The sequence below is a fragment of the Pseudomonas sp. P5_A12 genome (genome assembly GCF_056400685.1).
On sequence record NZ_JBFUKU010000338.1, the window covers coordinates 1 to 5,376 of the forward strand.

Genomic DNA, 5,376 nt, shown 5'->3' on the forward strand with positions numbered 1-5,376 from the left:
GTGCCTGGGCGGTGTCGACCTGACCTCGACCGAGTCGGCCGGCGCTGCTTTCGAGCAGATCGCCGCGCAGTGGGGCGGCATTGATGGTTTGGTCAATGTCGCGGGTGGCTTTGCGTGGGAGACCGTCGAAGGCGGTAGCCTGGAGACATGGGATCGCCTGTATCAGATGAACGTGCGTACCGCTGTGGTCAGTTCCCAATCGGCGCTGGCTCACTTGGTGAACTCCAAGGCAGGACGCATCGTCAACATCGGCGCGCTTGCCTCGGTCAAAGCTGCGACGGGTATGGGGGCTTATGCCGCCTCCAAGGCAGGTGTCGCCCGGTTGACCGAAGCCCTGGCGGAAGAACTGAAAGATCGTGGCGTGACGGTTAACGCTGTGTTGCCAAGCATCATCGATACCCCAGCCAACCGTGCTGACATGCCAGACGCTGACAGCAGCCGGTGGGTAACCCCGGAGGCGTTGGCGGCGGTGGTGGCGTTTCTGTTGTCCGACGAAGCCGCTGCGGTAACGGGTGCGCTGTTGCCAGTGAGTGGCCGCGTATGAGACTGGTGACCTATACCGACTCTGAGGGCTTTGACCGCGCGGGTGCACTACTCAATCAGGACCAGCAAGTGCTCGACCTGCAAAGCGCTTACCGTTTGCTGGAAAGTCGCGACAGCGTGGCGTTGAGCAGTGTGCTGGCCTTGGTGGAGGCGGGTGAGCCCGCGCTTGAGTTGGCCCGTTCGCTGGTTGCCAAGGCCCCCTCGGCTGCAGTGCTGGAACGCGCCAGTGTGAAACTGCGCGCCCCGATCCAACCGCCCCCGCAGATGCGCGACTGTTCTTGCTTCGAACTGCACCTGCGCCAAAGCTTCGCGGCGGCTCGTCGCGCCCGTGCGCTGCGCACCGAAGACCCGGAAGCCACCTTGAAGGCGATGAATACTCGCGCCGACGATCGGGTGATCGAGACCTTCAACAAGCAGCCTATCTACTACAAGGGCAACCGTTTTGCGGTGATCGGCATCGACGATGAATTCCAATGGCCGAGCTTTAGCCGGGCGATGGACTTCGAACTGGAGTTCGGTTGCTACATCGGCAAGCGCGGCAAGGACATCAGTCGTGAAGCCGCCCGTTCGCATATCGTCGGTTACACCATCTTCAACGACATGAGCGCGCGTGACGCGCAGGCCCTGGAAATGCCCGGAATGCTTGGCCCGGCCAAGAGCAAGGATTTCGATACAGCCAACATCATGGGGCCGTGTCTGGTGACCGCAGATGAACTGGGTGATCCCTACGACCTGAATATGGTTGCCCGGGTCAATGGCGAGGAGTGGGGGCGCGGCAATACCCGTGATATGCGCTGGAGCTTTGAGGACGTGATCGCCCACGTGTCGCGCTCAGAAACCTTGTACCCCGGCGAGTTTCTGGGTTCCGGCACGGTCGGCAACGGCTGCGGTCTGGAGCAACTGCGTTATTTGAAACCTGGCGATGTGGTTGAGCTGGAGATCGACGGCATTGGTGTGCTGCGCACTCAGGTGGGCAAGGCGCCAAGCAAGGACTGACGGTTATCTGAGTGGCGAAGGAATTCACTTACAAAAGCAAGGTGAATTCTATGTACAAAAATAGAGAAAGTGTCTTATATTTCGTTGCAACCACTGTTGTGACGCTCTGATTAGGAGGCAAGCATGCTAACAAGAACAAGCCCCGTATTATCGGATGGAACCAAGGTTTCGGACCTCATCTATCCATCCAGCCGTGAAGTGCAAATGCGTGTGTTGTCTGACCACGAAATTTACGATCTGGAAATGGAAAAAATCTTCGGCAAGATCTGGGTGCTCCTGGGTCATGAGTCGGAAATTCCTAATTCCGGCGACTTCATGGTCCGAGACATGGGGTCTGATTCGGTCATTGTTGCCCGTGGCAAGCAGGGCGAGGTGTTCGTGACCCTCAATGTGTGCCCGCACCGCGGGATGCGCATCAGTACTGCTGATTGCGGCAACACGCAAATTCATRAGTGCATCTATCACGGTTGGGCCTTCCGCCCTAATGGTGATTTCATCGGCTCGCCCGTCGAGCGCGAATGCATGCACGGCAAAATGATGCCTAAAGAAGAGTTGGGTCTGAAAAAAGCACGGGTCACGCTGTATGGCGGCCTGGTATTTGCCACCTGGAACATTGAAGGACCGTCGTTTGACGAGTTCTTGGGCGATGCCAAGTGGTATTACGACATGTTGTTCTGCCGCTCCGACAAAGGCATGGAAGTGCTCGGCCCGCCACAGCGCTTTATCGTGAACGCCAACTGGAAAACGGCTGGCGAGCAATCAGCGGCCGATGGATTCCACACCCTGACCTTGCACCGTTGGTTGGGCGAAGTGGGTAACTACGCCAAGAAAGGTGAGGGCGAAACAGCCGACCTCAGCCCGGAAATGATCGGCGTGGAAATCAGCTCGCCGCACGGCCATGCGCTGCGCTGCATCGACCTGGCGCGCAAGATCAAGCGTCTGACTGGCCTCGACCCGGCAGAGCTGACTGTGCAGCAAAAACTGGAAGCATTGCCGCCTGCCGGCATGACCGCCGACATGGTCGAGCAACTGGCACGCAATCTGACTGAAGATCAGTTGAAAGTGCTGACCAGCATGCCGCCCCAAGTCGGTGGGATGTTCCCGAACATACTTTTCGGCTTCGTTTACATTCCGCAGCCAGATGGCAGCGTAGTCGGTTCGATGACCCTGCACGCCTACGTGCCGCGCGGTCCGGACAAGTTGGAGTTCGTCAACTGGGTGTTTGCCGAGAAAGACGCTTCGCCAGAACTGCGCGACAAGATGCTCAAGCAAACCATCCAGTTGTTCGGCACCTCGGGCATGGTCGAGCAGGATGACTCCGATACCTGGCCTCACATGACCCTGGCTGCCAAAGGTGCGATGGGCCGCAAGAGCACGCTGAAATACCAGGCTTGCTTCGAAACAGGAGCACCCGAGGGCTGGCCGGGTCCTGGCATCGTCAACGAAGGCTTCACCAAGGACGATACCCAGTGGCACTGGTGGTTGTACTGGCACGAGCTGATGACTGCACCGAACGAGCAATAAGCGCCCGTTGGCCCTGGTTCGATTGCGGTCCTCGCGGGTCGCAGTCGCCGGTAACAGCATTAACAAGTACAAGAATAAAAGTGAGGGAATGACTCATGGCTCAGGTTCAACAACGCGGTGTGGAGGATATCCAGCCGGGTTCCCCTGTCGGTACCAAGCGGGTGCCGGTGGGCTCGCCGATATACAACGATGTGGTGACCTTTCTCTACGAGGAAGCCACGCTGCTCGACCAGATTCGCCTGCAAGAGTGGGCAGAACGTCTGGACACCGATCTGGTGTACACCGTACCGCTGCGCCAGACTCGCGTGGCGTCCGAGCTCAGAACCACCATCGTGCGCAGTGTTCAGCACTACCACGATGATTACCGCTCGATCATGGGGCGCATTTTGCGCCTGTCCGGCAAAAGCGCCTGGGCGGAAGATCCTCCCTCGCGTACCCGGCGTCTGGTGACCAACGTGTTTGTCGAAGAAACCGACAAGAGCGATGAGTTTGTGGTGACCAGTTACCTGCTGCTGACCCGTAGCCGTTTCAACGATCACCATGTCGATATCATCAGTGGCGAGCGACGTGACGTGCTGCGTCTGCACGAGGCGGGGTTCAAGCTTTCCCGGCGCGAAGTCATCATTGACCAGGCTGTGCTCGGAACGCCCAACCTGGCCGTCTTCCTCTAGGTTGCAACGGCGGTCCGACTCCAACCCGGATCGCCGTGTCCAGAGGGTATTGATGGCGCTGCTGTTGACGCGAGAGTGGGGTGACTAAGGCGTCTGCCTGAGCCACTCCTGATCCTGGGCGCACAGCTTGAGTTGTTCATGGCTGAAGTCCAGGGTCGAACCCTTCATACGCAGCGCCTGTTCAGCGCGTTCGGGTTGCTGGCTGTAGCAGCGGGCGGTGTTCACGGCGTGAATCTGCTCGTCAAGGTTGTAGGCGCGCCCCATCGAGATCAGCGTGCAGCGGCGAAGTAGCAGGGCCGCTTCGGCAACTTCTTCGTTGAGGGTGTTCAGTGCCCAGCGTGCCATGCCTTCCCGAAGGTTGATGCCGGAATAGGGTAGTGGTGCTTCGATCATTGTGCCGTTAACGTCCCAGATCAGATCTTCAATGCCATCGCGTACCAAGGTAGCGCGGGTGCGGTTGTCGATGCGCTGGCCAACGTGGATTTCATAGCGGCGTTGAAGAGTCCCGCGTGCGGCAGCTGCAATGGCGAGTCCCGCCAAGTCCAACAAATGGGTGCATTGATGACTGGCGTCGGTCTGCCGGGTGACAGAGTGGGCTATCCGGTTCAGTTTCATGCCAAGCAATTGCTGTAATTGATCACAAGCCTGCGGGCACATGGAATAGGGATAGCGCAACGCTTCACCGCCGATGGCAATGACTTCACCTTCCTGGTGACGAACCCATACACGGAAGTGATGGAAGTCGTCTTCCAGAGCGGCTCGGACTTCACCGGTACCATCGGCATGATGAGCAATCATGTCTACGCGGCGACGAAATACAGTCATCCTCAATATCCTTGTTCCGGTACTGTTTAGCCTGAAGAAATAAGCTATATTTAGACACTATAACCAATAATGTTCACAAAAAACAAAAAAGCGGAGTGGCTATGGCACTGCTAAATGAACAGGTTGCGCTGATTACGGGTGCAGGTGGCGGAATCGGGCGCGGCATTGCGCTGAACTTTGCCAAAGAGGGGGCTGCCGTGGTGGTCGCCGAACTGGATGTCACCAGTGGAGAGGCCGTAGTCGCCGAACTGCATGCCCTGGGCGCCAAGGCGGTATTCATCAAGACCGACGTGTGCAGCAAGACCGATATTGAAGCCGCGGTGCAATTGGCCGTTGATCAATTTGGTGGGCTAGACATCTTGGTCAACAACGCCTTTGCGCCAACGCCCAATGTCCTGCTGGAAGAAAAAACCGATGCGATGCTGGAGCAAACCCTCGGCTCTACCGTGTGGGCTGCCTGGTGGGCGATGAAAGCTGCGTTACCTCATATGAAGGCGCGGGGCGGTGGCAAGATCATCAACTTCTACTCCATCGATATCGAGATCGGCGCCTGGCTGCACGGCGACTACAACACGGCGAAGGCCGCGATTGTCGGGCTGACTCGTAGCGCAGCCTCTGAGTGGGGGCGCTTCAACATTCGTACCAATGCCATTGCTCCTACCGCGATGGGTGCCACTTTCCACAAACTCGCCGCAGAAAACCCCGGCTTTGCCGAAATGTCCGCATCGATGCGTCCGCTGGGCCGCTGTGGCGAGCCTGAAGCCGACATTGGCCCGGTGGTGGTGTTTCTCGCGTCTGAGATGTCGCGTTTTATCAC

General features: G+C 58.1%; 6 protein-coding genes. 5 read left to right on the forward strand and 1 reads right to left on the reverse strand.

The window, feature by feature from the left end; genetic code table 11:
• The 4 genes from AC1DSG_RS27130 to AC1DSG_RS27145 form a co-directional block, all read left to right on the forward strand.
• Window positions 1–544, forward strand: a 544-nt coding sequence (locus AC1DSG_RS27130; protein ID WP_477793633.1) for an SDR family oxidoreductase, incomplete at its 5' end; no start/stop codon positions are given.
• Window positions 541–1,539: a fumarylacetoacetate hydrolase family protein gene (locus AC1DSG_RS27135; protein WP_477793634.1), complete on the forward strand. Its 999-nt coding sequence runs from the start codon at window positions 541–543 to the stop codon at window positions 1,537–1,539. The genes AC1DSG_RS27130 and AC1DSG_RS27135, both read left to right, overlap by 4 nt.
• 123 nt (window positions 1,540–1,662) lie before the next feature.
• The gene (locus AC1DSG_RS27140; RefSeq protein ID WP_477793635.1) at window positions 1,663–3,063 is read left to right on the forward strand and encodes an aromatic ring-hydroxylating dioxygenase subunit alpha; all 1,401 of its coding nucleotides are present in this window, start codon (window positions 1,663–1,665) and stop codon (window positions 3,061–3,063) included.
• A 95-nt stretch (window positions 3,064–3,158) separates the two neighbouring features.
• Entirely contained in the window at window positions 3,159–3,734 is a 576-nt protein-coding gene (locus AC1DSG_RS27145) for an aromatic-ring-hydroxylating dioxygenase subunit beta (RefSeq protein WP_477793636.1), read from the forward strand.
• 84 nt (window positions 3,735–3,818) lie between these two features.
• Here the strand turns inward: AC1DSG_RS27145 and AC1DSG_RS27150 are convergent, their stop codons facing one another.
• On the reverse strand, window positions 3,819–4,559 hold the full coding sequence (locus tag AC1DSG_RS27150; protein WP_477793637.1) for a DUF2889 domain-containing protein: 741 nt from the start codon (window positions 4,557–4,559) through the stop codon (window positions 3,819–3,821).
• 101 nt (window positions 4,560–4,660) lie between these two features.
• On the opposite strand from AC1DSG_RS27150, the gene AC1DSG_RS27155 reads away from it, so the two are divergent.
• Window positions 4,661–5,376: SDR family NAD(P)-dependent oxidoreductase (locus AC1DSG_RS27155; RefSeq protein ID WP_477793638.1), on the forward strand; the 716-nt coding region annotated here is incomplete at its 3' end.